This is a genomic window from Luteimicrobium xylanilyticum, assembly GCF_009429125.1.
In the GTDB taxonomy this organism is placed as follows: domain Bacteria; phylum Actinomycetota; class Actinomycetes; order Actinomycetales; family Cellulomonadaceae; genus Luteimicrobium; species Luteimicrobium xylanilyticum.
In genome coordinates, this window is sequence record NZ_CP045529.1 from 2,504,073 (window position 1) to 2,527,116 (window position 23,044).

General features: G+C 73.9%; 17 protein-coding genes. 8 read left to right on the forward strand and 9 right to left on the reverse strand.

Features of this window, described 5'->3' with window-relative positions; translation table 11 throughout:
• Positions 1-272 precede the first annotated feature (272 nt).
• Both KDY119_RS11170 and KDY119_RS11175 read right to left on the reverse strand, forming a co-directional pair.
• A complete protein-coding gene (locus tag KDY119_RS11170; RefSeq protein WP_051136476.1) occupies positions 273-1,499 on the reverse strand; it encodes an MFS transporter in 1,227 nt (408 codons plus the stop codon).
• Positions 1,496-2,143, reverse strand: a complete 648-nt coding sequence (locus KDY119_RS11175; protein ID WP_036949591.1) for a GntR family transcriptional regulator — start codon at positions 2,141-2,143, stop codon at positions 1,496-1,498. Before KDY119_RS11175 ends, KDY119_RS11170 begins: the two co-directional genes overlap by 4 nt.
• Positions 2,144-2,210: 67 nt before the next feature.
• Between KDY119_RS11175 and KDY119_RS11180 the strand changes: the two genes are divergently transcribed.
• A complete protein-coding gene (locus KDY119_RS11180) occupies positions 2,211-3,497 on the forward strand; it encodes a glycoside hydrolase family 3 N-terminal domain-containing protein (RefSeq protein WP_153022314.1) in 1,287 nt (428 codons plus the stop codon).
• 90 nt (positions 3,498-3,587) lie between these two features.
• Here KDY119_RS11180 and lpdA read toward each other — a convergent pair whose 3' ends face one another.
• From lpdA to KDY119_RS11195, 3 genes are all read right to left on the reverse strand, one after another.
• Positions 3,588-5,000 carry a dihydrolipoyl dehydrogenase gene (lpdA, locus tag KDY119_RS11185; protein WP_036949588.1) on the reverse strand — a complete coding sequence of 471 codons (1,413 nt, stop codon included), beginning with the start codon at positions 4,998-5,000 and terminating at the stop codon, positions 3,588-3,590.
• A 92-nt stretch (positions 5,001-5,092) separates the two neighbouring features.
• A complete protein-coding gene (gene rnhA, locus KDY119_RS11190; protein WP_051136597.1) occupies positions 5,093-5,530 on the reverse strand; it encodes a ribonuclease HI in 438 nt (145 codons plus the stop codon).
• A gap of 84 nt (positions 5,531-5,614) precedes the next feature.
• Positions 5,615-6,190 (reverse strand): TetR/AcrR family transcriptional regulator, encoded by a 576-nt coding sequence (locus KDY119_RS11195; RefSeq protein WP_036949586.1) that lies wholly within the window; start codon positions 6,188-6,190, stop codon positions 5,615-5,617.
• An 83-nt stretch (positions 6,191-6,273) separates the two neighbouring features.
• Here KDY119_RS11195 and KDY119_RS11200 point away from each other — a divergent pair, with 83 nt between their 5' ends.
• The 3 genes from KDY119_RS11200 (at position 6,274) to KDY119_RS11210 (ending at position 9,594) form a co-directional block, all read left to right on the forward strand.
• A complete protein-coding gene (locus KDY119_RS11200; RefSeq protein ID WP_153022315.1) occupies positions 6,274-7,173 on the forward strand; it encodes an SDR family oxidoreductase in 900 nt (299 codons plus the stop codon).
• A 97-nt stretch (positions 7,174-7,270) separates the two neighbouring features.
• Complete coding sequence (locus KDY119_RS11205) at positions 7,271-8,146, forward strand: NAD(P)-dependent oxidoreductase (RefSeq protein WP_194174187.1); 876 nt, start codon at positions 7,271-7,273, stop codon at positions 8,144-8,146.
• Between the two features lie 41 nt (positions 8,147-8,187).
• On the forward strand, positions 8,188-9,594 hold the full coding sequence (locus KDY119_RS11210; RefSeq protein ID WP_153022316.1) for an FAD-binding oxidoreductase: 1,407 nt from the start codon (positions 8,188-8,190) through the stop codon (positions 9,592-9,594).
• A gap of 18 nt (positions 9,595-9,612) precedes the next feature.
• On the opposite strand, the gene KDY119_RS11215 is transcribed toward KDY119_RS11210, so the two are convergent.
• Together KDY119_RS11215 and KDY119_RS11220 are read right to left on the reverse strand one after the other, a co-directional pair.
• On the reverse strand, positions 9,613-10,647 hold the full coding sequence (locus KDY119_RS11215) for a DNA topoisomerase IB (RefSeq protein WP_036949576.1): 1,035 nt from the start codon (positions 10,645-10,647) through the stop codon (positions 9,613-9,615).
• Positions 10,648-10,649: 2 nt separating this feature from the next.
• Positions 10,650-13,322, reverse strand: coding sequence for an ATP-dependent DNA ligase (locus KDY119_RS11220; protein ID WP_153022317.1), 2,673 nt, complete (start codon positions 13,320-13,322; stop codon positions 10,650-10,652).
• A gap of 77 nt (positions 13,323-13,399) precedes the next feature.
• Between KDY119_RS11220 and ku the strand changes: the two genes are divergently transcribed.
• A complete protein-coding gene (gene ku, locus KDY119_RS11225; protein ID WP_036949574.1) occupies positions 13,400-14,284 on the forward strand; it encodes a non-homologous end joining protein Ku in 885 nt (294 codons plus the stop codon).
• Between the two features lie 85 nt (positions 14,285-14,369).
• On the opposite strand, the gene KDY119_RS11230 is transcribed toward ku, so the two are convergent.
• Positions 14,370-17,738 carry a DEAD/DEAH box helicase gene (locus KDY119_RS11230; protein WP_153022318.1) on the reverse strand — a complete coding sequence of 1,123 codons (3,369 nt, stop codon included), beginning with the start codon at positions 17,736-17,738 and terminating at the stop codon, positions 14,370-14,372.
• Between the two features lie 158 nt (positions 17,739-17,896).
• Between KDY119_RS11230 and KDY119_RS11235 the strand changes: the two genes are divergently transcribed.
• The 3 genes from KDY119_RS11235 to KDY119_RS11245 are packed head-to-tail and all read left to right on the forward strand — an operon-like array spanning position 17,897 to position 22,646.
• Positions 17,897-18,919 (forward strand): 3-oxoacyl-ACP synthase III, encoded by a 1,023-nt coding sequence (locus KDY119_RS11235; protein WP_153022319.1) that lies wholly within the window; start codon positions 17,897-17,899, stop codon positions 18,917-18,919.
• Positions 18,916-21,672, forward strand: coding sequence for an alpha/beta fold hydrolase (locus KDY119_RS11240; RefSeq protein WP_227994311.1), 2,757 nt, complete (start codon positions 18,916-18,918; stop codon positions 21,670-21,672). Before KDY119_RS11235 ends, KDY119_RS11240 begins: the two co-directional genes overlap by 4 nt.
• Entirely contained in the window at positions 21,669-22,646 is a 978-nt protein-coding gene (locus KDY119_RS11245; protein WP_227994312.1) for an NAD-dependent epimerase/dehydratase family protein, read from the forward strand. Before KDY119_RS11240 ends, KDY119_RS11245 begins: the two co-directional genes overlap by 4 nt.
• Here the strand turns inward: KDY119_RS11245 and KDY119_RS11250 are convergent.
• Positions 22,637-23,044 carry a type II toxin-antitoxin system VapC family toxin gene (locus KDY119_RS11250; RefSeq protein WP_036949564.1) on the reverse strand — a complete coding sequence of 136 codons (408 nt, stop codon included), beginning with the start codon at positions 23,042-23,044 and terminating at the stop codon, positions 22,637-22,639. The two genes, KDY119_RS11245 and KDY119_RS11250, sit on opposite strands and share 10 nt — an antisense overlap.

Here is a 23,044-nt window from a genome sequence, read left to right on the forward strand (position 1 = left end):
CAGCGAGGCGCCCCGGGCCGCGCGGGCCTGGTCGTCGGTGGGGCGCCGGGTGTCGTCGGAGGCTGGTGTCGGGCGGGGACCGTCGGGGTGGGCGGCGGCGCTGGAGGGCATCAGGAGTGGGTCACCTTCCGGGTGCTCGGGGTGGACTCCGCAGACGACGGCCGCAGGGGTGCGCGTCGGCGCGCCGCCCGGGCGTGAGAGGGATGGTTGTCATTGTTGCACCTCTCACAACGATTCGACCCGTTGTTTCGCCGCCGGCCGACGGAACCCCGTCAGCGGGCCGGACGGGCCCGGCCCGTCGCGACGACGGCGAGGCACACGCCCGCGACGACGACCCCGGCGGCGAACAACGCCGCGTACGACACGTGCACGGCGAGCACCGCGAGGACCACGGGGACGAAGAACCCCACGTACGTGAGCGTGTAGTACACGGCCGTGAGGCCCGCGAGGTCGTCGGGACCGGCGATCCGCTGCACCTCGGTGAGCCCTGCCACGAGCAGCAGACCGTAGGCGCAGCCGAGCACGACCGCGGTCAGGACGGCGAGCGCGAGGTGCGGCCGCGCGACGGTCCACGCGGCGAGCACCATGCCGGTGGCGACGAGCACGAGCCCCGCGCCGATCGCCCTGCCGCTCCCCCGGGCCACGATCGGCCTGGCCAGCGACTGCACGACGGCCCCGCACCCGAGCCCGACGAGGCACAGCAGCCCCGAGTAGGCGACGTCCCACCCGGTCGCGAGCGCCGTCGTCACGGTGGGCACGACGGCGTACGCGCTGGCGGCGCACCCGAACACCCAGGGCCCCATGGGCACGACGACGCGCACGAACCGGCGGTGCAGTGCGGACGGTACGCGCAGGTCGTCCACGAGCCGGGCCGACGAGCGCACGGCGGCCCGGGTCTCGGGCGCACGCAGCGCGAGCACGGCAGGCCCGGCGGTGACGGCGACGTTGACGAGGAACGGCGTCGACCGCGGCCACGGACCCCACTGCGCGAGCGCGGCCGCGACGCCGGCGCCGAGCGCGAATCCCGCGGTCAGGCTGAGGGACGCCCGGCGCGCCCCGGCCCCTGCGTCGGCGCCCGGCTCGCGCCTCGACAGCTCGACGACCCAGCTCGTCCCCACCGCCATGGTGAGCCCGAGCGCGACGCCGCACAGCACCCGTCCGGCGAACAGGAGCCCGACCTGCGAGTGCCCGAACGCCAGCACCAGCGAGCCTGCCATCGCGAGGAACGGCGCGGGCAGGAAGAGCGGTCGCCTGCCGTAGCGGTCGGACAGCGGGCCGCCGAGGAGCAGCGCCGGGACGATCCCCAGCACGTACGCGCCGAGCAGCACGTCCACGGTCCCGGTGCCGTAGCCGTTGAGCCGCTTGTAGAGCACGAGGAGCGGCGTGAACTCGTTGCCGGCCCAGGCGACGGCGAACATCGCCGGTGCCACGAGCCGCCATGCCGACCCCGCTGCCCGGGCCGGGCGCCCCGGCTCCGACCCCGCCTCGGCGGCGCTCATCGGGGCTCCCCGAACGCCGTGGCGAAGTGTGCGCGCAGGTGGCCGCCGAAGGCTTCGAGGTCGCCGCGCTCGAGGTCGTCGGCGAGCTCGGCGTGCTGGTCGAGGATCGTGGTGCCGACGTCGGGCACGACCTGCAGCGAGCCCTGGGTCATGCGCTCCTGCCGCTCCTGGAGCCCGAGGTAGAAGGTGCCGAGCAGGTCGTTGCCGCCCGCGGCGACGATCGCCTGGTGCAGCTCGGCGTCGAGCCGCGCGAACTCGGTGTGCTCGCCGGCCTCCCACGCGGTGCGCTGACGCGCGAGCACCCGGCGCATCGTGCCTGCGACGGCGACGCGTCGGGCCCGGTCGGCCACGACGGAGGACGCGGCGTGCTGCTCGACGAGGAGCCGCGCGTCGAGCACCGCGCTCTGCTCCCCGGGGGCCACGGGGACGACGAGCGCACCCTTCTTGGGGAACAGCCGCATCCAGCCTTCGGCCTCGAGCCGGAGGAACGCTTCCCGGACCGGCGTGCGGCTCACGCCGAGCGCGGTCGCGACCTCGCCCTCGCTGACGAGCGAGCCGCCTGCGAGGCGGCCCTCGAGGATGGCGGACTTGGTGTGGGCGTAGGCGCGAGCGGCCGCCGACGCTCGACTGGTTGTCTCAGGCACCCGACCATCATAGATACAAGTTGCGTCCCTCACGCTCCGCTCATGTGCGACGAGGCACGATGGAGACATGACCGTCCGACACCTCGGAGCCCTCCGCGCCACCACCCTCGGCGCCGCGAGCGCCCTGACCGCCCTGGCCCTCGCGGCGTGCGGGAGCGGTTCGCCCGCCCCCTCGGCGTCCCTGGCGACGCCGTCCCCGACCACACCGACGACCGCACCCTCCTCGCCGAGCCCGGCGCAGACGACTCCCGCGACGCCGTCGGGCACGCCCACCCCGCCTCCGACGACGCCGTCCGCCACCACGAAGCCCACGACCCCGGCCGCCGACCCGCTCGCGGGCATGAGCCTCGACCAGAAGGTCGGCCAGCTCTTCATGGTCGGCGCGACCGCCACGGGACCGAAGGCCTCGACCGGCACCGCGATCACGCGCTACCACGTCGGGAACGTGATCCTGGTGGGCCGCTCCCAGCTCGGCGTCGCCCGGACCAAGGCGATCGTGGACGCGCTCCAGGACCGCACGACGTCGTCGGCGACGCACGGTCTGCCGCTGCTCGTCGGTGTGGACCAGGAGGGCGGCAACATCCAGGTGCTGCGCGGGCCGGGCTTCGCGACCATGCCGACGGCGCTCACGCAGGGCAAGTCCTCGCCGTCGGCCCTGCGCGGCGACGCCCGCACGTGGGGTTCCGAGCTCGCGAGGGCCGGCGTGAACCTCAACCTCTCCCCCGTCATGGACACCGTCCCCAGCCCCGCGGACAACGCGGCCAACAAGCCCATCGGCTACTGGCACCGCCAGTTCGGCTACACGCCCGCCACGGTGTCCTCGCACGGAGTCGCCTTCCTCCAGGGCATGCACGACGCCGGCGTCGCGACGACGATCAAGCACTTCCCCGGGCTCGGTCGGGTGCAGGGCAACACCGACTTCTCGTCCGGCGTCAAGGACACCGTCACGACCGCGAACGACCCCTATCTCACGCCGTTCGAGGCCGGGATCGAGGCCGGCACCGAGGCCGTCATGACGTCCACCGCGATCTACACGAAGATCGACCCCGACAACCCCGGATCGTTCTCCCGGACCGTCGTCACGGGCCTGCTCCGGGACAAGCTCGGCTTCCGCGGCGTCGTCATCACCGACGACGTCTCGAGCGCCAAGCAGGTCGCCGCGTGGAGCCCCGGGCAGCGCGCGATCAAGGCGATCGCGGCCGGCAACGACATCGTGCTCGCGGGCGTCCCCGAGCAGATCCCGGACATGACCGCCGCCGTGATCGCGAAGGCCAAGGCCGACCCCGCGTTCGCGAAGCAGGTCGACGCCGCGGCGACCCGGGTCGTGACCGCCAAGAAGCACCTGGCCGGCTGAGCCGCCAGGCCGCGCTCCGCCGGCGGGAGACGACGACGGCGGCCGCCCCCGCTCCGAGGGTCGGCCGCCGTGGTCGGGCGCGCGAAGGCGTCAGATGTTGATCATGTGCCCCACGAGACCGTGGAACGCCTCCTGCAGCGCCTCGGACAGCGTCGGGTGCGTGTGCACGTTGCGCGCGAGCTCGTTGGCGGTGAGGTCCCACTTCTGCGCGAGCGTGAGCTCGGGGAGCAGCTCGGAGACGTCGGGGCCGATGAGGTGCCCACCGAGGAGCTCGCCGTACTCGGAGTCGGCGATGAGCTTGACGAACCCGACCGGGTCGCCGAGGCCGTGCGCCTTGCCGTTCGCCATGAACGGGAACTTGGCGACGGTGATCTCGCGGCCGTTCGCCTCGGCCTCCGCGCGGGCCTGCGCCTCGGTGAGGCCGAAGCTCGCGACCTGCGGCTGGCAGAACGTGGCGCGCGGCATCATGCGGTAGTCGCCGAGCGGCAGCGTCTCGGCGCCGCCGATGGTCTCGGCCGCGACGACGCCCTGGGCCTCGGCGACGTGCGCGAGCTGGAGCTTCGCGGTGACGTCGCCGATCGCGTAGATGCTGGGGACGTTGGTGCGCATCGAGTCGTCGATGGCGATGGCGCCGCGCTCCGTGAGGGCGACGCCCGTGTTCTCGAGGCCGTAGCCCGTGACGTTGGGGGCGAAGCCGACCGACATGAGGACCTTGTCCGCGACGAGCTCGCCGGGCTTCCCGTCCTTGCCGGTGTACGTCACGGTGACCTGGGAGCCGCCGTCGACGACGGTCTCGACCTTGGTCGACGCGAGGATGTCGATGCCGAGCTTCTTGTACTGCTTGGTGATCTCCTTGGAGACCTCCTCGTCCTCGTTCGGCAGCGCGCGGTCGAGGAACTCGACGATCTTCACGTCGACGCCGTAGTTGCGCAGGACGTAGCCGAACTCCATGCCGATGGCGCCCGCGCCGACGATGATGATGGACTTCGGCAGGTCGCGCGTGAGGATCTGCTTCTCGAACGTGACGACGTTCTCGGACAGCTCGACACCGGGGAGCAGGCGCACGGTCGAGCCGGTCGCGATGATCGCGTTGTCGAAGGTGATCCGCTCCGAGGAGCCGTCCGACTTGGTCACGTCGAGCGTGTTCGCGTCGACGAACGAGCCGCGGCCGTCGTACTCGGTGATCTTGTTCTTCCGCATGAGGAAGTGCACGCCCTTGACGCGCCCCTCGGCGACCTCGCGGCTGCGGTCGAACGCCGCGCCGAAGTCGACGGTGGTCTCGCCCGAGATGCCGAAGAGGGCCTTCTCGTGGTTCAGCATGTGCGCGATCTCGGCGTTGCGCAGGAGCGCCTTGGACGGGATGCAGCCCACGTTGAGGCACACACCGCCCCAGTACTTCTCCTCCACGACGGCGGTGCGCAGACCGAGCTGCGCTGCGCGGACAGCCGCGACGTACCCACCAGGTCCAGCACCGAGAACGACGACGTCGAAGTGTTCAGCCACGGGTCCGAGCCTAGGCCACGACACGGCGTGTTCTCGAACCGCGCGGACGTGAGATCGCGGACACTCCCCCTGCCCGACGCGCGGACTGCCGCTCAGGCGCGGCGCGCGGCGTCGCGCACGAGGTCCACGCCCTTGTTCGCAAGCTGGTCGGCGCGCTCGTTGCCGGGGTCGCCCGCGTGGCCCTTGACCCAGACCCAGCGCACCTGGTGACGGGCAACCTCGGCGTCGAGCGCCTGCCACAGCTCGACGTTCTTGACGGGCTTCTTGTCCTTGGTGCGCCAGCCGTTGCGCTTCCAGCCCGCGATCCACGACTTCATGCCGTTCATGACGTACGACGAGTCGACGTGCAGCGTCACGTCGCACGGTCGGTTGAGGGCACGCAGCCCCTCGATCACGGCGGTGAGCTCCATCCGGTTGTTCGTCGTGGTCGGGTCGCCTCCGAAGAGCTCCTTCTCCTTGCCCTTCGACCGCATGAGCACGCCCCACCCTCCGGGGCCGGGGTTGCCCTTGCACGCGCCGTCGGTCCACATCTCGACGACGGTCAGCCCGTCGGGCGGGACGGCGGACGGGTCGGGCGGGGTGACGAGGGCGGTCTCTTCGGGCACGGCCCCACCCTAGAGGGCCGCGTCGGCGCTGAGGGCCGCCCGCAGCTCACCGACGACGGCGCGGCCGAGCACGGTGAAGTCCCGCGTCTCGGCGGGGGCGACCCAGAGCTCGAACGTGACCTGGAAGGCGGAGACGACGGTCCCGGCTGCGACCGCGGCCCGCACGTCGGGCACCCCGCGTGCACGGAACCCGGCGGCGACGGCGTCGGTGAGGTGGGCCATCTTGGCGCGCTCACGCTCCACGAGCTCGGGGTTCGCGTCGATGACTTGCTGGCGCCGCCGGGAGAACGGTCGGCGCTCGTCGTCGAAGAAGCTCGCGGCGCGCACGAGGACCTCGTCCGCGACGGCGAGCGGTCCGAGCTCGGGCGCCTCCGCGACGCCCGCCGCGAGCGCGTCGTTGAGCTGCTCCTGACCCTGGAACAGCACCTCGCGCTTGTCGGCGTAGTGGCGGTAGAAGGTCCGCTCGGTGAGCTCGGCACGCTGCGCGATCTGCGCGACCGAGGTCTGGTCGAAGCCGCGCTCCTCGAACAGGTCGAGCGCGGCGACGCGGAGTCGTTCGCCGGCGTCCGGCTGCCATCGGGCCATGCGACCATCCTAGGTGATGTCAGAGTCTGCCATCGGTGCTACGGTAGCCGATGTCAGCCACTGACATCACTGGAAGGACCACCATGCGCATCTTCGTCACCGGAGCCACCGGCTGGATCGGGACCGCCGTGACCGGCGAGCTCCTCGACGCCGGGCACGACGTCGTCGGGCTCGCCCGCTCCGACGCGTCCGCCCGGACGCTCGCCGCACGCGGTGCCACCCCCCTGCGCGGGACGCTCGACGACCTCGGGACCATCAAGGACGCCACCGCGGCCGCGGACGGCGTCATCCACCTGGGCTTCGTCCACGACTTCGACCGGTTCGCCGAGTCGGGGCGGATCGAGCGCGCCGTCGTCGAGACGATCGGGGACACGCTCGCCGGCTCCGACCGGCCGTTCCTGCTGGCGGCCGGCGTCGCCGGCCTCACCCCCGGACGGGTCGCGACCGAGGACGACGTGACCGGCGCCGTCGGGCCCGACGCGCCCCGCGGCGGCAGCGAGGCGCTCGCCCTCTCCTTCGCGGACCGCGGTGTCCGCAGCGTCGCCCTCCGCTTCGCGGCCAGCGTGCACGGCATCGGCGACCACGGGTTCGTCGCGGAGCTGGCGCGCGTCGCCCGCGAGCACGGCGTCAGCGGCTACCTCGGCGACGGCGCGAACCGCTGGCCGGCCGTCCACCGGTCCGACGCCGCGCGCCTCGTCCGGCTCGCGCTCGACGACGCGCCCGCGGGCGGCGTCCTGCACGCCGTGGCCGAGGAGGGTGTCGCGACCCGCGACATCGCCGAGGCGCTCGGCCGGAGCCTCGACCTGCCGGTCGGGCCCGTCGACCCGGCGGACGCTGACGAGCACTTCGGTTGGATCGGGCGATTCTTCGCGCTCGACGCGCCCACCTCGAGCGCCCTGACGCGCGAGCGATACGGCTGGACGCCGACCGGTCCCACGCTGCTCGACGACATCGCGGCGGGCGGCTACCTCCCCGGGGCCTGAGGGTCGCCGTCGGGCAGGGTGCGTCGTCCCGGGCGAACCCCCTCGGGACGACGCACCTCGCACGGCCGTGCACGGCCGTGCGTGGTAGGCAGGAGGCATGAACGTCACCATCCTCGGGACCGGGATCATGGGGTCCGCCGTCGCCGGCACGCTCGTACGCGCAGGGCACCAGGTCACCGCCTGGAACCGCACCGCCGACAAGGCGGCACCGCTCGCCGACCAGGGCATCACCGTGGCCCCCAGCGCGGCCGACGCCGTGGCGGGCGCCGAGGTCGTGCTGTCGATCGTCTTCGACACCGACGCGGTCCTCGACGTGCTCGACGACGCCGGGCCGGCGGTGCCCGACGGCGCCGTCTGGGCCCAGGCCACCACGATCGGCGTCGACGGCACGAAGGAGGTCGCCGCGCGGGCCGCCGAGCTGGGCGTGTCCCTGGTCGAGGCCCAGATGCTCGGCACCAAGGGCCCGGCTTCGCGCGGCGAGCTCGCGATCCTCACCGCCGGCGACCCGGCGCTCGTCGAGCGCGCCCGGCCCGTCCTGGACGCCATGTCGTCGAAGACGCTCCACGCGGGCGACGAGGTCGGCTGCGCGAGCGCGCTCAAGATCGCGTGCAACGCCTGGCTCGCCACGATCACGGCGGGCGTCGCGCAGTCGCTCGCGCTCACGTCGGCCCAGGGCCTCGACCCGCAGCTCTTCCTCGACGCGATCACCGACACGGCGACCGACTGCCGGTACGCGCACCTCAAGGCCGACCACATGCTGTCCGAGGACCTCGCACCTACGTTCACGGTCGACGCGCTGCGCAAGGACGTGGGGCTGTCGATCCAGGTCGCCCGGTCGAGCGGGACGGCCGTGACCCTGCTGGACGCCGTCAGCCGCGTGCTCGGCGTCGCGTCCCTCGACGGCCACGGCAAGGAGGACGTCGCCGCCGTCTACGACGCCTTCACGACGACGCCGCTCGGCAACGGCGACTGAGGCCTCCGCCCGCGCCGGACGCGGCTCGCTAGGGTCGTGGGATGACCGTCAGCCCCTCCGTCCCCCTGACCGAGTCCGATCCGCTGGTCGCGGCGTTGCGCGCCGCACTCACCACAGGGCAGGTCTCCACCAGCGCCGACGTGCTCGCCGCGTCGTCGTCCGACCAGAGCTCGGACGATCGCGCCGGACGGGCGCGCGTGCGCGTGGTCGCCCGCTCGACCGACGATGTGGCTGCCGTGCTGCGCCTCGCGTACGAGGCGGTGGTGCCCGTCGTCCCGCAGGGCGCCAGGACGAGCGTGACCGGGGCGTCGAGCGCGGTCGACGGCTGCGTCCTGCTCGACCTTTCCGAGCTCGACGCGATCGTGGAGATCCGCGTGGACGACCAGCTCGCGGTCGTGCAGCCGGGCGTGCTCACGAGCGACCTCGCCGCCGCCGCAGCCGATCGCGGACTCTTCTACCCCGTCGACCCGGGCTCGTTCTACATCGCCACGGTCGGGGGGAACATCGCGACGAACGCCGGAGGGATGCGGTGCGTCAAGTACGGCGTCACGCGTGACCGTGTCCGCAGCCTGACCGCGGTGCTCGCGGACGGCACCGTCGTCCGGACGGGTCACGACTCCGTGAAGGGCGTCGCAGGCTACGACCTCACAGCGCTGCTCGTCGGGAGCGAGGGCACCCTCGCCGTCATCACCGAGGCGACGCTCGCGCTCCTGCCTGCACCGGGCGAGGCGGCCGGCGCGGCCGCGACGTTCGCGTCGCTCGAGGACGCCCTCGACGCTGCGGGGAGGATCATGGCGGGCGCGCGGAGACCGAGCGCGCTCGAGCTCCTCGACGGTGTCGCGATCCGGGCGATCAACGCCTACGCGCCCGCCTCGCAGCTGCCCGAGGATGCCGAGGCGTTCCTCATCGTCGAGTCCGACGAGGCGGGCCGCGCCGCCGCGGACGTCGAGCACTACGTGCGCGCGTTCGAGGCGGCCGGGGCCCAGAGCGTCCGCGTCGCCGCGACAGCGAGCGAGGTCGCGGCGCTCCTCGACATCCGTCGCAACCTTCATCCCGGTCTCGTCGCCGCCTACGGTGCGGTCCTGACCGAGGACGTCGCCGCTCCGCGCGCACGTCTCCAGGACCTGCTGGCGACGATCGGGAGGACCGCGCGCGAGACGGGCGCGGTGATCTCTACGGGCGGCCACGTGGGTGACGGCAACCTGCACCCGTTGATCTGCTTCGACCCTGCGGACGACGGGGCGCGGGAGGCCGCGCAGCGCGCTTTCGGGCTCGTCCTGGCACGCGCGGTGGAGGTCGGCGGGACGGTGAGCGGCGAGCACGGCATCGGCACCCTCAAGCGGGAGGCGGTCGAGGCCGAGCTCTCGCCGGCCGTCCGTGACCTTCAGGTGCGCGTCAAGGCCGTCTTCGACCCGCGCGGCATCCTCAATCCCGGCAAGAAGGTCTGACCGGAGCGGGAGCCCGGCCTAGCCGAGGAGGCGACGGAGCTCGCCCTCCGCCGACGCGACCCGCTCGGGGTCGATCGTGGTGCCCTGGCCGTAGAGGTCGACGACGCGCGGGTCCACGTAGCTGGCGCGCGCGATCGCCGGGGTGTTCCCGAGCGCGGCCGCCGCGTCCCGCATGGCCTGCGCGACGGCGCGCTTGCGGGCCGTGACGGTCCGCTCGGTCCCGTGCGTGGCCAGCGAGACCGCCGCGGCGACCGTCCCGTGGAGGGTCCGGAAGTCCTTCGACGAGAAGTCGCCGCCGGTGCGTGCGCGGACGTCCTCGTTGATGGCCGCCGGGTCGAGGGCCACCCACAGCTGCGTCCCGTCGACGTCGACGGGCACGACGACGGCGCCGGACCCGGCGTCGTCGGGGTCGTCGTCGTCCAGCTCGTCGTCGCGCGAGAAGCCGAGGAGGCGCGCATCGGGTTCGTCGCCCGATCGCTCGGCGAGCACCCGGGCGAGGCGCGCATCGACGAGCTCCGACTCCCACAGCTGCCCCGACTTGCCGGGGAAGCGCAGGAGCACGTGGTCGTCGTCGACCGTCGCGTCACGCACACGGAGCGTCGCGATCCCCCGGCTCCCGTGGCGCGACGCGTACCGCTCGTTGCCCACCCGCAGGTGCGCGACGTCGAGGAGACGGAACGCCGCCGCGAGCGCCCGACGGCGCGTGGGTGCGTCGCCCTCGAGGTCGCGCGTGACCCACCCGCGAGCGCCGGGCAGGGCCTCGGCGAGCGCGAGCATGCGGTCGAACTTGGTGCGGTCCTGCCGGGCACGCCACTGCGGGTGGTAGAGGTACTGGCGTCGTCCGGCCGCGTCGACGCCCGTGGCGAGGACGTGCGCGTTCGGGTGCGGCGCGATCCAGACGTCGGTCCAGGCGGGCGGGATGGCGAGCGCCTCGAGGGCGCGGCGCTCGTCGGCGTCGACGAGGTCGCCGCCGGGGTCGCGGTAGCTGAACCCGGTGCCGGCCGGGACCCGCTGGTAGCCGGGGCCGGACAGGTTGGCGCGGCGCAGCCGCACGCTCACTCCCTCCTCACGTCGGCGGGGTCCTTGTCGGGCCGCCAGCCGCGCCACCGGGGCTGGCGCAGGCGCTCGTCCCCGGTCCACTCGGCGAACTCCACCTCTCCGACGAGCTTCGGGCTGACCCAGTGGGCGTCGCGGGTGTCGGCGCGCGGGACGTCGGTGAGGGGCGTCGTCTTGCGCGCCAGCCGGGCGAGACGCTCGGTGGCGTCGCGGAGCGCGGCGTCGCTGAACCCGGTGCCGACGCGACCGACGTAGCGCAGGTCGCCGTCGCCGTCGGGCACCCCGACCAGCAGGGACCCCACGAGTCCCGACCGGTTGCCGTTGCCGGGCCGCCAGCCGCCGACGACGACCTCCTGGGTGCGCGCGTGCTTGAGCTTGATCCACGCGCGGCTGCGCCGTCCCTGCCCGTACGTGGAGTCGGTGCGCTTGGCCACGACGCCTTCGAGACCGAGCCGGCCGCTGGTCTTCCACGCGTGGTCGAAGTCGCCGTCGAACGCGGGCGGCACCTTGACGACGTCGTTCTCGGTGACGAGCGCCTCGAGCCGCTCCCGCCGTTCGCGGTACGGCAGGTCGACGAGGGGTTCGCCGTCCTGCTCGAGCACGTCGAACAGGAAGAGCTGGGCGGGCACCTGGCGCGCGGCGGCCTCGATCTCCCGGGGGTCGGCGAGGTTCATGCGACGCTGCAGCAGCCCGAAGCTGGGCCGCCCCTGCGCGTCGAGCGCGACGATCTCCCCGTCGACGACGGCCTCCCCGGCGACGGCCCGCCCGAGGCCCTCCACGACGTCGGGGTAGCCGGGTCCCTGGTCCTTCCCGTTCCGGCTGGTCATGGACACCCGCGCCCGCCCGAGACCGTCCTCCTGCTCGACCCGGGCGATGGTCCGGATACCGTCCCACTTCATCTCGAAGGCCCACTCGTCCTCGTCGGCCCCGCCCCCGACGACGTCCGCCCGCTTCCCGAGCGTGGCCAGCATCGCGCTGTACGCCCGCCCGCGCGCCCGCGAACCGGACGACCAAGCGGGCCCTGCGCCGTCGTCCCCGGAAGGCGACCGAACCGCGGAGGCGGTGGAGGGAGGGGATGTGCGCGCGGTCGTGGCGGGGCTGGCGGGAGGCCGCGAGGAACGAGCGGCCGGATGGTGGACCGCGCGCACATCCGCTCCCGCCGCCGCCGGACCCGACCCCGCAGGCCCGTCACCGGACCCGAGCTCGACACCGTCCTGCGACTTCGTCCGGTGGATCAACCACTGGGACTTCGGCGCCCCGTGCGCCCCCTCCCCCTTGGCGGCCTTGGTGCGGATCAGCGCGAGCCGTCGGTCTCCGTGCTTCGTGCCGTGGAGCACGACGATGACCTCGTCGTCCCGCCACTTCTCGAGCTCGTAGGTGCCGGAGTCCCAGATGGTGACGGTCCCGCCCCCGTACTCGCCCTTGGCGATGGTGCCGGCGAAGGTGCCGTACTCGAGGGGGTGGTCCTCGGTCTGGACGGCGAGGTGGTTGGTGCCGGGGTCGGTGGGTTCGCCCTTGGGCAGGGCCCAGGAGACGAGGACGCCGTCGCGTTCGAGCCGGAAGTCCCAGTGGAGGCGGCTGGCGTGGTGCTCCTGGATGACGAAGCTGTTGCCGTCGTCGCGGGGGGTGGGGGCCTCGGCGGGGACGGGCTCCGGGGTGCGGGCGGGGTCGCGCTTGGCGCGGTAGGTGGTGAGGCTGTCCCGCGCCGACGGCTGGTCCCCTCGGTCGCCGTCGTCGTCGGTGTCCCCGGTGTCGGGGAGTGCGGCGGCGTCGACGCGGCCGGGCGTGAGGGTGGTCATGGGGTCGCGCCGTCGTTTTATCCGGGCGAGGACCTCGGTGTGGTCGAGCTGGCGCAGGTCGGCGGCCCCGGACCGGGCGAGCTCGCGCCAGGTGCGCGGGGCGGCGACCCACGGGTGGCTGCGGCCGCGCAGGGAGTAGGGCGCGACGGTGGTCTTGTTGCCGTTGTTCTGGGACCAGTCGACGAGGACCTTCCCGCCGCGCAGCGCCTTCTTCATGTCGGAGACGACGAGACCCGGGTGGTCGGCCTCGAGCGCGCGGGCGAGCTCGTGGGCGACGTCGGTGACCTGCGCGCTGGTCTGGCGCTCGTCGAGCGCGGCGTACAGGTGGATGCCCTTGGAGCCGGAGGTGACGGGGACGGTGTCGAGGCCCATCTCGTCGAGGATCTCCTTGGCGAGGTGGGCGACCTCCACGCACTCGGGCAGGCCGGCGCCCTCGCCGGGGTCGAGGTCGAGGACGAGCCGGTCGGGGTGGTGGGCGCCTCCCCGGGGCCCGAAGGCCCATTGCGGGACGTGGACCTCGAGGGACGCGATCTGGGCGAGCCAGACGAGCGTGGCGGCGTCGTTCGCGAGCGGGTACGTGTTGGTGGAGTGCTTGTGCTCGATGGTGCGCCGCTGCACCCAGTCGGGGGTGCCGGCGCCGAGGTCCTTCTGGAAGAACGGCTGCTCGTCGACGCCGTTGGGCCACCGCTTGCGGGTCACGGGGCGGTCCTTGACGTGCGGCAGCATGGTCGCGGCGACGGCCGCGTAGTACTCGATGACGTCCCGCTTGGTCGTGCCGGTCGCCGGGTAGAGGACCTTGTCGAGGTTGGTGAGCCGGACGTCGTGTCCGTCGACGGTCACGACCTGGGTCTGCTCGCCGGGCGCGGTCAGCATGTCTCTCATCGTCCGGCAGGTGGGCGGCCTCCGCCCGCCCGGGTGCGCGACGTCGCAGGTCGGGCGAGACTGGGCGCATGCGGGCGATCTGGTCGGGCGCGGTGGCGTTCGGTCTCGTGAACGTGCCGGTCAAGCTGTACAGCGCGACCGAGTCCCACGACGTGCCCCTGCACCAGGTCCACGACGTCGACGGCGGCCGGATCCGGTACGAGCGCCACTGCGAGAAGGACGGGAAGAAGATCCCGTACGAGCACATCGTGCGCGCCTACGACGACGGCACCCACACCGTCATGCTGACGGACGAGGACCTCAAGTCGCTGCCCGCCGAGCGGAGCCGCGAGATCGAGGTCGTCGAGTTCGTGCCGAGCGAGCAGGTGGACCCGATCCGGTTCGGGTCGACGTACTTCCTGGAGCCGAGCGACAAGTCCGCGAAGGCGTACGTGCTGCTGCGTGAGGCGCTGGAGTCGACCGAGCGGACGGCGATCGTGAAGTTCGCGCTCCGTCAGCGCACCCGGCTGGGAGCGCTGCGCGTGCACGGGGACACGCTCGTCCTGCAAGGGCTGCTCTGGGACGACGAGGTCCGGGAGGCGAGCTTCCCGGCGCTCGAGAACCCGGGCGCCGTCACGAAGAAGGAGCTCGACCTCGCGAAGGTCGTCGTCGAGAGCCTCGAGGGCGACTTCGACCCCAGCCAGTACGTCGACGAGTACCAGGCGCAGCTCCGCCAGCTCATCGACGACAAGCTCGAGCGCGGCGACGCCGTGGCCTCCGAGCGCCCGGAGACCGAGGGCGAGGAGGGCGGCGGCGAGGTCCTCGACCTCATGGAGGCGCTGCGGCGCAGCGTCGCGAAGAAGCGTGGCGCCGGCAGCGCCGAGGGTGACGGCGAGAAGAAGGCCGCGGGCGGTCGGAGGAAGGCGTCCGCGTCGTCGGCGGAGAAGCCGGCCCGCAAGCGCAAGACGTCCTGACCGTCCACCGCCTTGCCGCCCCGCGAACGCGGCGGCTCGTCCGCGCGGTGCACGCCGAGGCTGTCCAGCAGCGGCGCGGCGCAGGTCACGAGAGCAGCGCGCGGACGTCGTCGGCGGTGATGCCGGACGCCGCGGACGTGCCGCCGTCGAGCACGCTCGCGAAGAGCTTCGACTTCGCGGCCTTGAGGGCCATCACCTTGTCCTCGATGGTGTCGGTCGCGACGAGCCGGTACACCATGACCTGCCGGGTCTGGCCGATCCGGTGCGCCCGGTCGACGGCCTGCGCCTCGGCGGCGGGGTTCCACCAGGGGTCGAGGAGGATGCAGTAGTCGGCGGCGGTCAGGTTGAGCCCGAACCCGCCGGCCTTGAGGCTCACGAGGAACAACGGCACCTCCCCCGACGTGAACCGGTCGATCGCCTCGGCGCGCTTGCGGGTGCGACCGTCGAGGTACGCGTAGCCGGTCCCCGCATCGTCGAGCCGGTCGCGCACACGCCGCAGGAACCGCGTGAACTGGCTGAACACGAGCACGTTGTGCCCCTCGGCGAGGACGTCGTCGAGCATCTCGAACAGGACGTCGAGCTTCGATGACGGCACGTCCGCCTGCTTCTCGTCCACGAGCGACACGTCGAGGCTGGCCTGCCGCAGCACGCTGAGCGACCGGAAGACCTTGAAGCGGTTGGAGTCCAGCTCGTCGACGAGCCCGAGGACGTTCTTGCGCTCGCGCTGCAGGTACTGGTCGTAGACGCGCCGGTGCCGCGGGTTGAGCGTGACCTCGGTGACGAGCTCCTGGCGCGCCGGCAGCTCCTTGGCGACGTCCTCCTTGGTGCGGCGCAGGAGGAACGGCGCGACGCGCCGCCGCAGCAGGTCGAGCCGCGACTCGTGGCCCTCGCGCTCGATCGGCCCCGCGTAGTAGTCGGCGAACCGCCGCGGGTCCGGGAACAGGCCGGGGCTCGTGATCGACAGGATCGCCCACAGCTCCATGAGGTTGTTCTCGAGCGGCGTCCCGGTCAGCGCGAGCTTCACGGGTGCCCGCAGGGTCCGAGCGCACCGGTACGCGACGGACTGCCGGTTCTTGACGAACTGTGCCTCGTCGAGCACGAGCGTCGCCCAGTCGAGCGCCTGGTACTCGTCGGCGTCGAGCCGGAACAGCGCGTACGAGGTCACGACGACGTCCGCCCCGCCCGTCACCTCGGCGAGCTTGGTGCGGCGCTTCTTCGTGGTCTCGTTCACCGCCACCACGGTGAGGCCGGGCGTGAACCGGCGCGCCTCGGCCACCCAGTTCCCGACGACGCTCGTGGGCGCCACCACGAGCACCGGCGGCCCGGCGGCCCGGTCTCGTTGCCGCTGCACGGCGGCGAGCGTCTGCAGCGTCTTGCCGAGCCCCATGTCGTCGGCGAGCACCCCGCCGAGGCCGTGCTCGGCGAGGAACGCGAGCCACGCGAACCCGTCCCGCTGGTAGGGCCGCAGCTCGGCGTCCACCCCGGCCGGAACGTCGACCGGCTCGGGCTTCGCGCCGCCCGCGAGCGCCCCGAGGGCCGTCCGCCAGGCGGCGGACTGCGCGTCGACGAGGCCCATCCGGTCGAGCTCGTCGAACAGGTCGACCTGGTAGCGGCTGACGGGCACGGACGGCTTGAGCGTGTCGCCGAGCGCGCCGGCCTCGTCGAGGATCTCGCGGAGCCGGTCGAACCGGCCGTCGAGCGTGAAGCGCAGCCCGTCGGGCAGCAGGACCTTGTTGCGTCCCTGCGCCAGCGCCGTGAAGACCGTCTGGAACGGGATGGACTTGCCGTCCACCTGGACCACGACGCCGAGGTCGAACCAGTCGTGCCCGCCCGTCGGCGTGACCTCGACGCTCACGTCGACGACGACCCCGACGCGGTAGTCGAGGTCGGCGGGCGCGTCGGGGTGGACCAGCACCTCGACGACGAACGCGTCGTCCTGCTCCGCGAGCTCCTGCAGCCGCGGCAGCTCGTCCGTGAAGAAGGCGGCCGTCGACCAGCCGGACAGCTCGTCGTCGTGCACGGGGACGCCGAGCTCCGGCTCGAGGCGGGCGAGCACCGCGTCCTCCTGGTCGGGGTCCCGGACCGACGACGACGCCCGCGCCACCGTCCGCCCGACCGGGAAGGCGCCGACGACGCCCGCGTCGCCCCCGACCTCCGGGTCGACGTACCGCCACTGCCACACGACGCGCGCCCCGTGGTCGGCGAGCCGCGTGACCTGCAGCGCGAGCACGGGCCGCGGCGGGTCGGGCAGGTGGACGTCGTCGCCCAGCTCGACGTCCTCGAACAGGGCCGCGAGCGCCGGGAGCGCGCGTCGGAGGAACCGGGACTCGTCGGACGTCGGCACCACGAGGGGCTCGCGCCGCGCCACGAGGTCGAGACCCGTCTCGTCGAGCGGCTTCGCGAGCCGGGCGAGCACGAGCGGCGCCACCGCGCCCCCCGCGCTCCCCACCGGTACGACGACGACGCCGCCCGCGGGCGAGCCGAGCGGCAGCACCTCGCGCAGGGCGGGCTCCCGGAGCTCGACGGCCTCGTCGGGGACGTCGACCTCGATCCGAGCGTCGACGGCGAGCCCGGCGTCCCCACGCTCGACGTGCAGCACCGACCTGGCCCGACCGTCGCGGACGGGCGTCTGGGCGCGGTCGGCTGCCACGACGGGCAGGCCGACCCGCCGCGCGTCCGCCCACAGCGCCCAGAACGCCGACGCGGGCAGCTCGTCGGGATGGATCCAGGTCGGGTCGTCGAACGCGAAGCCCGTGGCCCTGGCCGCGGACGCCAGCCCGGACAGGGCGCGCAGCACCGGCAGGTGCCGCTCGTCGGCGGGCTCGCGCACGTACCGGAGCTCGCGCCACGACACGCCCGTGCGCACCCACCGGTCCCGGGCGCCGAGGACGACGGGCCGCAGCCCGAGCCGCGGCGCGCCGAAACTGAGGCGACCGGCCCGGCCACCGCTCGTACTTCCGCCGTCGACGAGGTCGGCCTGGAGCGCCACCGGCTGGGCCGGCCTCCCCCAGGCGTCCCAGCCCCGGACCGGGGCCCGGGCCGGTGCGGAGGCGGCTGCGCCGTCGTCGTCCTCGTCCCCGAGCAGCGGCGCGAGCGCGCGCTCCCACTCGGGGATCTCGGGCCCCTCGGGCCCCTCGGCCCGCCCGCCCGACGGCGCAACCGCGGCCGGGCCGGCGACCTGCTGCTCGCGGTACGCGAGCAGCGTCGCGGCGACGTGCTTGCAGTTCAGCCCCACCGGGCACGAGCAGCGGCCCTCGCGCGGGACCTTGCCCGACGGTGACATCTCCACGACCGCCACGTACGGTGTCCCCGCGGTGCCCTGGACGTGCCCCACGATCCGGGAGCCGTCGCCGTTGCGGGCGACGCTCACGACCCGGCCGTGCTCCACGTAGTCCTGGGCGCGGCCCATCGCGGGCGCACCGACGAGCGCGGCGACGTCTGCGATGCTGAACACCGAACCATCCAAGCACCTGCAGCCCGCGGGGCCCGACCCGGGTGAAATGTCGCCCACGTCCGGTCTCCACACCGCCTCGCGGGCTCCTGCACCGCGCCTCAACCTACGCGGGCGTAGGCTTGGGAGGTTGGGCCCACTCACGTCTTCAGGGAGACTCGTTGGACGGCAACGCCACCACCACGCACCGCAACGTCGCCCTCCTCTCGGTCGCCAGCACGCTGGCGTCCCGGGTCACCACCTCGGAGGAGCTCGACGACCGCCTCGCCCCCGCGCTCAAGCGCCTAAGGCTCCCGCGTGGACTCCTCCAGCGCGTCGCCGGCGTGCTCGAACGCCGCAACTGGGGACCCGACCAGAGCTTCGACACAGCCGCCATCGACGCCGGCAAGCGCGCGCTCGCCGAGGCCGGGGTCGACGCCAGCGAGATCGGGCTCCTCATCAACACCTCGGTGACGCGCCCCCACCTCGAGCCGTCCGTCGCGGTGCGCCTGCACCACGGGCTCGGGCTGCCGTCGTCGGCCATCAACTTCGACATCGCCAACGCGTGCCTCGGGTTCGTCAACGCCATGAGCCTCGCGGGCACGATGATCGACTCCGGCCAGATCAGGTACGCGCTCATCATCGACGGCGAGGACGCCGACGACGTCCAGGTCACCACGGTGAACCGCCTCCTCGGCGAGGGCGTCAAGCGCAAGGACTTCATGGCCGAGTTCGCGAGCCTCACGCTCGGCTCGGGCGCGGCCGCCGCCGTCCTCGGCCCCGCGGACGCCCACCCCAAGGGCCACCGGCTCGTCGGCGGCATCACGCGCGCCGCGACCCAGTTCCACGACCTGTGCGTCGGCAGCGTCGAAGGCATGTTCACCGACGCCAAGGCCCTCCTGAAGAACGGGCTCGACCTCGTCCAGGCCGCCTGGCGCGACGCCCTGCCCGACTGGAGCTGGAAGGACATGGACCGGTACATCACCCACCAGGTGTCCAAGGTCCACTCCGACTCGTTCGTGAAGTCCGTCGGGCTCGACCCGACCCGTGTGCCGGCCACGTTCCCGACCCTCGGCAACATCGGCCCGGCGTCGATCCCCATCACCCTCGACCAGGAGCAGAAGAACCTGCGCCCCGGCGACCGCGTGCTCCTCATGGGCGTCGGGTCGGGCATCAACACGGCGATGCTCGAGCTCGCCTGGTGACCGCCCCGGCCCGGCGGCTGCCCCCGGCCGCCGCCACGACCGCGCCCGCCACCCTGCCGCCCGCCGGCCTCCCCGGCCTCGACCCCGCGTGGTCGCGGCTCGTCACAGCCGAGGACTCCGGCGGAGTCACCCGCACCTGGCACCTCCTCGACAACGCCCCCGCGCTCGACGACGGCGCCCCCGTCCGCGGCACGATCCTCGCCGTCCACGGCAACCCCACCTGGTCCTACCTGTGGCGTCGCCTCCTCGGGCCCGCCGCCGACGCCGGGTGGCGCGTCGTCGCCGTCGACCAGCTCGACATGGGCTGGTCCGAACGCACCGGCGTCGCCCGCACCCTCCCCCAGCGCGTCCGCGACCTCGGGAACCTCACCGACGCCCTCGGTCTCGACGGACCCGTCGTGACCCTCGGGCACGACTGGGGCGGCGTCGTCTCGCTCGGGTGGGCCGTCGACCACCCCGACCAGCTCGCCGGGGTCACGCTCCTCAACACGGCGATCCACCAGCCCGACGACGCGGCGGTGCCCGCACCCCTGCGCCTCGCCCTCGCGTCCGGCGTCCTCGGGCGCGGCACCGTCACCACCCCCGCGTTCCTCGAGACGACGCTCGCGCTCGGGCACCCGGCGCTCGGACGCGACGTCAAGGACGCCTACCGCGCCCCCTACCGGACCGCGGACCGGCGCGGCGGGATCGGGGCCTTCGTCGCCGACATCCCACTCGGCCCCACGCACCCCTCGCACGCCGAGCTCGAGCGCATCGCCGACGGCGTCAGCGCACTCGGGGCGGCGGGCGTGCCCGCGCTCCTCCAGTGGGGACCGCGCGACCCGGTCTTCCGCGATCGCTACCTCCACGATCTCGCGCACCGGCTGCCGGGGGCACAGGTGCACCGCCACGAGGGCGCGGGGCATCTCGTCGCGGAGGACGTAGACGTGGTGTCGCCGCTGCTCGGGTGGCTGGACGCATTCCTCCCCGCCCCCGACGCTGCTGGACCGTCACCGACATCAGGCTCGCCTTCCAACCAGCCCGCGGATTCCTCGGAGCGCTCACCGTTGTGGGCGCAGCTTCAGGAGCGACGCGACGACGGTTCCGTGGCGCTCGTCGAGATGACCGCTGGTGCCGGGGGCGGGCCGAGGGCCGTGTCGTGGCGGCTGCTGAGCCGGCGGGTCGAGGAGATCGCCGCCGGGCTGAGCCGGTTCGGCGTGCAGGCCGGGGACCGGGTGTCGTTGCTCGTCCCTCCCAGCGCCGACCTGACCGCCGTGCTGTACGCGTGCGTGCGGATCGGGGCCGTCGTGGTCGTCGCCGATGCCGGTCTCGGGGTCGGCGGCATGACCCGGGCCGTGCGCGGGGCGCAAGCGGACGTCGTCGTCGGGGCGCTGCCCGGGCTCGCCGCCGCCAGGGTGCTCGGATGGCCCGGCCGACGCGTGTCGGTGACGGATCTGGCTCCCGCGAGCGCGCAGGCCCTGAAGGTGGAGGCCAGCCTCGCGGACCTCGCGGAGGACGGACGCAGCGTGCTCGCCGGCGGGGGCGCGCTCCCGCCCGAGCCACGTCCGGACGCCGAGGCCGCCGTGCTCTTCACGTCCGGGTCGACCGGACCTGCCAAGGGCGTCGTGTACACGCACGCCCAGCTCGAGGCCGTCGTCCGCACGCTCGGCGAACGCTACGACGTCGGGCCCGGGACCGGGCTCGTCGCCGGGTTCGCCCCGTTCGCGCTCCTCGGACCCGCGCTCGGTGCACGCTCCGTGACCCCCGACATGGACGTGTCCGCACCCCGGACGCTCACCGCCCGGGCCGTGGCCGCCGCAGCGGCGGAGGTCGACGCGACCGTCGTGTTCCTGTCGCCCGCCGCGCTCGCCAACGTCGTCGCCACGCAGGGCCAGCTCACGTCCGACGATCGTGAGGCGCTCGACCGGGTGCGGCTGTTCCTGTCCGCGGGCGCGCCCGTCGCGCCCGCCCTGCTCGCCGGCGCCCAGCGGCTCATGCCCCACGCGTCCGCGCACACCCCCTACGGCATGACCGAGGGCCTGCTCATGACGGACGTCACGCTCGAGCAGATCGAGGCCGAGGCGCCGGACTCACCCGCGGCCGGGCCCGGCGGGGTGCTCGTGGGCGAGCCCGTCGCGTCGGTGACCGTCCGCATCAGCCCGCTCGACGACGACGGCGCCGCGACCGGCGAGCCCGCCGACGTCCGCGGGGTGACCGGCGAGGTAGTCGTGTCCGCGCCGCACCTCAAGGACCACTACGACCGGCTGTGGCTGACCGACCGCGCCGCCGTGCGGGACACCGCCGCCGACGCGCCCGCCGCTCGCGGGGCGGACGAGCGCTGGCACCGGACCGGCGACGTCGGGCACCTCGACCACGACGACCGGCTCTGGGTCGAGGGTCGGCTCTCCCACGTGATCGTGACCGGCGACGGCGTCGTCACGCCCGTCGGGCCGGAGCAGCGGGTCGACGCGCTCGACGGCGTCCGGCGCTCCGGCGTCGTGGGCGTCGGGCCGCGCGGCACGCAGCAGCTCGTCGCGGTGGTCGAGCCCGAGGAGCACCGACCCCGCGTGCGGCGCGGGCCCCTCGCGCGAGCCCGGCTCGCCGACGCCGACCTCGCGTCGCGGGTCCGGGCGGCCGTCGGGCTGCCCGTCGCCGCGGTGCTCGTCGTCCCCACGCTGCCCACGGACATCCGGCACAACTCCAAGGTCGACAGGGCCGCCCTCGCGGCCTGGGCCGAGCAGGTGCTCGCGGGCGGCCGGCTGGGGGCGCCGTGAGCGCCCGCGACACCGTCCTCGTCACGGGCGCGAGCGGCTTCCTCGGCCGCGCGGTCGTCCGCGACCTGCAGGACGCCGGGTACGCCGTGCGCACCTTCCAACGGCGACCGTCCGGCGTGGCCGGAGCCGAGGACGTGCTCGGCTCGGTGACCGACGCGGGCGCCGTCCGTGGTGCCGTCGACGGAGCCGACGCCGTCGTGCACCTGGCCGCGAAGGTGTCGCTCACCGGGGATCCGGCGGACTTCGAACGGATCAACGTCGCCGGCACGGCGGACCTGCTCGACGCCGCCCGCGCCGCCGGGGCGTCGCGGTTCGTCCACGTCTCGTCGCCGTCCGTCGCGCACGCGGGCACCTCGATCGTCGGGGACGACGCCGAGCCCGCCGACCCGGCCCACGCGCGCGGCGAGTACGCCCGCACCAAGGCGCTCGGCGAACGGCTCGCCCTCGCCGCCGACTCGGGAGCGATGCCGCTCGTCGTCGTGCGCCCGCACCTCGTGTGGGGACCGGGCGACACGCAGCTCGTCGAGCGGGTCGTCGAACGCGCGCGCGCCGGACGTCTCCCGCTGCTCGGCGCGGGGCAGGCGCTGATCGACACGACCTACGTCGACAACGCCGCGTCAGCGATCGTGGCCGCGCTCGAGCGCGCACCCGAGGTCCACGGCAACGCGTACGTCGTGACGAACGGCGAGCCCCGCGCCGTCGCCGAGCTGCTCACGGGGATCTGCGAGGCCGCCGGCGTCCGCCCGCCCGCGTGGTCCGTGCCGCCCGCCGTCGCGCGGGCCGCGGGGGGTCTCGTCGAGCGGGTCTGGGCCGTGCGCCCCGGCGCCGACGAGCCGCCCATGACCCGGTTCCTCGCCGAGCAGCTCTCGACCGCGCACTGGTTCGACCAGCGCCGCACGCGCGCCGACCTGCGCTGGACGCCGTCGGTCACGCTCGACGAGGGCTTCGCCCGCCTGGCGGCGTCCTACCGCTGACGGTGCGGGACACCGGGAGCGACCACGACGACGCCGTAGGCCTCGGCCGCCGCGGCCAGACGTTCGTCGTAGGTCACCAGGGCGTCGAGCTCGTCTCCGAGCTGGAGCGCTGACGCCAGGTGGATGGCGTCGAGCGAGCGCAACGTCGTCGGCCCCAGCCGTCCTGCGCTATCACAGACGGTCGCGGTCAACCCGAGCACGACGAAGGCGTCCAGGACCTGCTGAGCGCGCACCGCCAATGCGGTGTCGACGCGCCGCACGGCGCGGGCGAGCTCGGTCCTCGTGAGGTCGCTCGTCACGACCGGAGCGGCTTCCGTCAGCCACTGCGTGAGCGCCCGGGACTCGCGCTCCTGGACGACGAGCTTGACGATGGCGGACGTGTCGACGTAGACGGACAC

Excerpts from the sequence above, each read along its gene's own strand:
- KDY119_RS11210 (WP_153022316.1), top strand. The coding sequence starts at position 8,188 with ATGACCGTCAGCCCCTCCGTCCCCCTGACCGAGTCCGATCCGCTGGTC.
- KDY119_RS11205 (WP_194174187.1), top strand. The coding sequence starts at position 7,271 with ATGAACGTCACCATCCTCGGGACCGGGATCATGGGGTCCGCCGTCGCC.
- KDY119_RS11220 (WP_153022317.1), bottom strand. The coding sequence starts at position 13,322 with ATGCTGACCGCGCCCGGCGAGCAGACCCAGGTCGTGACCGTCGACGGA.
- KDY119_RS11180 (WP_153022314.1), top strand. The coding sequence starts at position 2,211 with ATGACCGTCCGACACCTCGGAGCCCTCCGCGCCACCACCCTCGGCGCC.
- KDY119_RS11200 (WP_153022315.1), top strand. The coding sequence starts at position 6,274 with ATGCGCATCTTCGTCACCGGAGCCACCGGCTGGATCGGGACCGCCGTG.
- KDY119_RS11170 (WP_051136476.1), bottom strand. The coding sequence starts at position 1,499 with ATGAGCGCCGCCGAGGCGGGGTCGGAGCCGGGGCGCCCGGCCCGGGCA.
- ku (WP_036949574.1), top strand. The coding sequence starts at position 13,400 with ATGCGGGCGATCTGGTCGGGCGCGGTGGCGTTCGGTCTCGTGAACGTG.
- KDY119_RS11195 (WP_036949586.1), bottom strand. The coding sequence starts at position 6,190 with ATGGCCCGATGGCAGCCGGACGCCGGCGAACGACTCCGCGTCGCCGCG.
- rnhA (WP_051136597.1), bottom strand. The coding sequence starts at position 5,530 with ATGTGGACCGACGGCGCGTGCAAGGGCAACCCCGGCCCCGGAGGGTGG.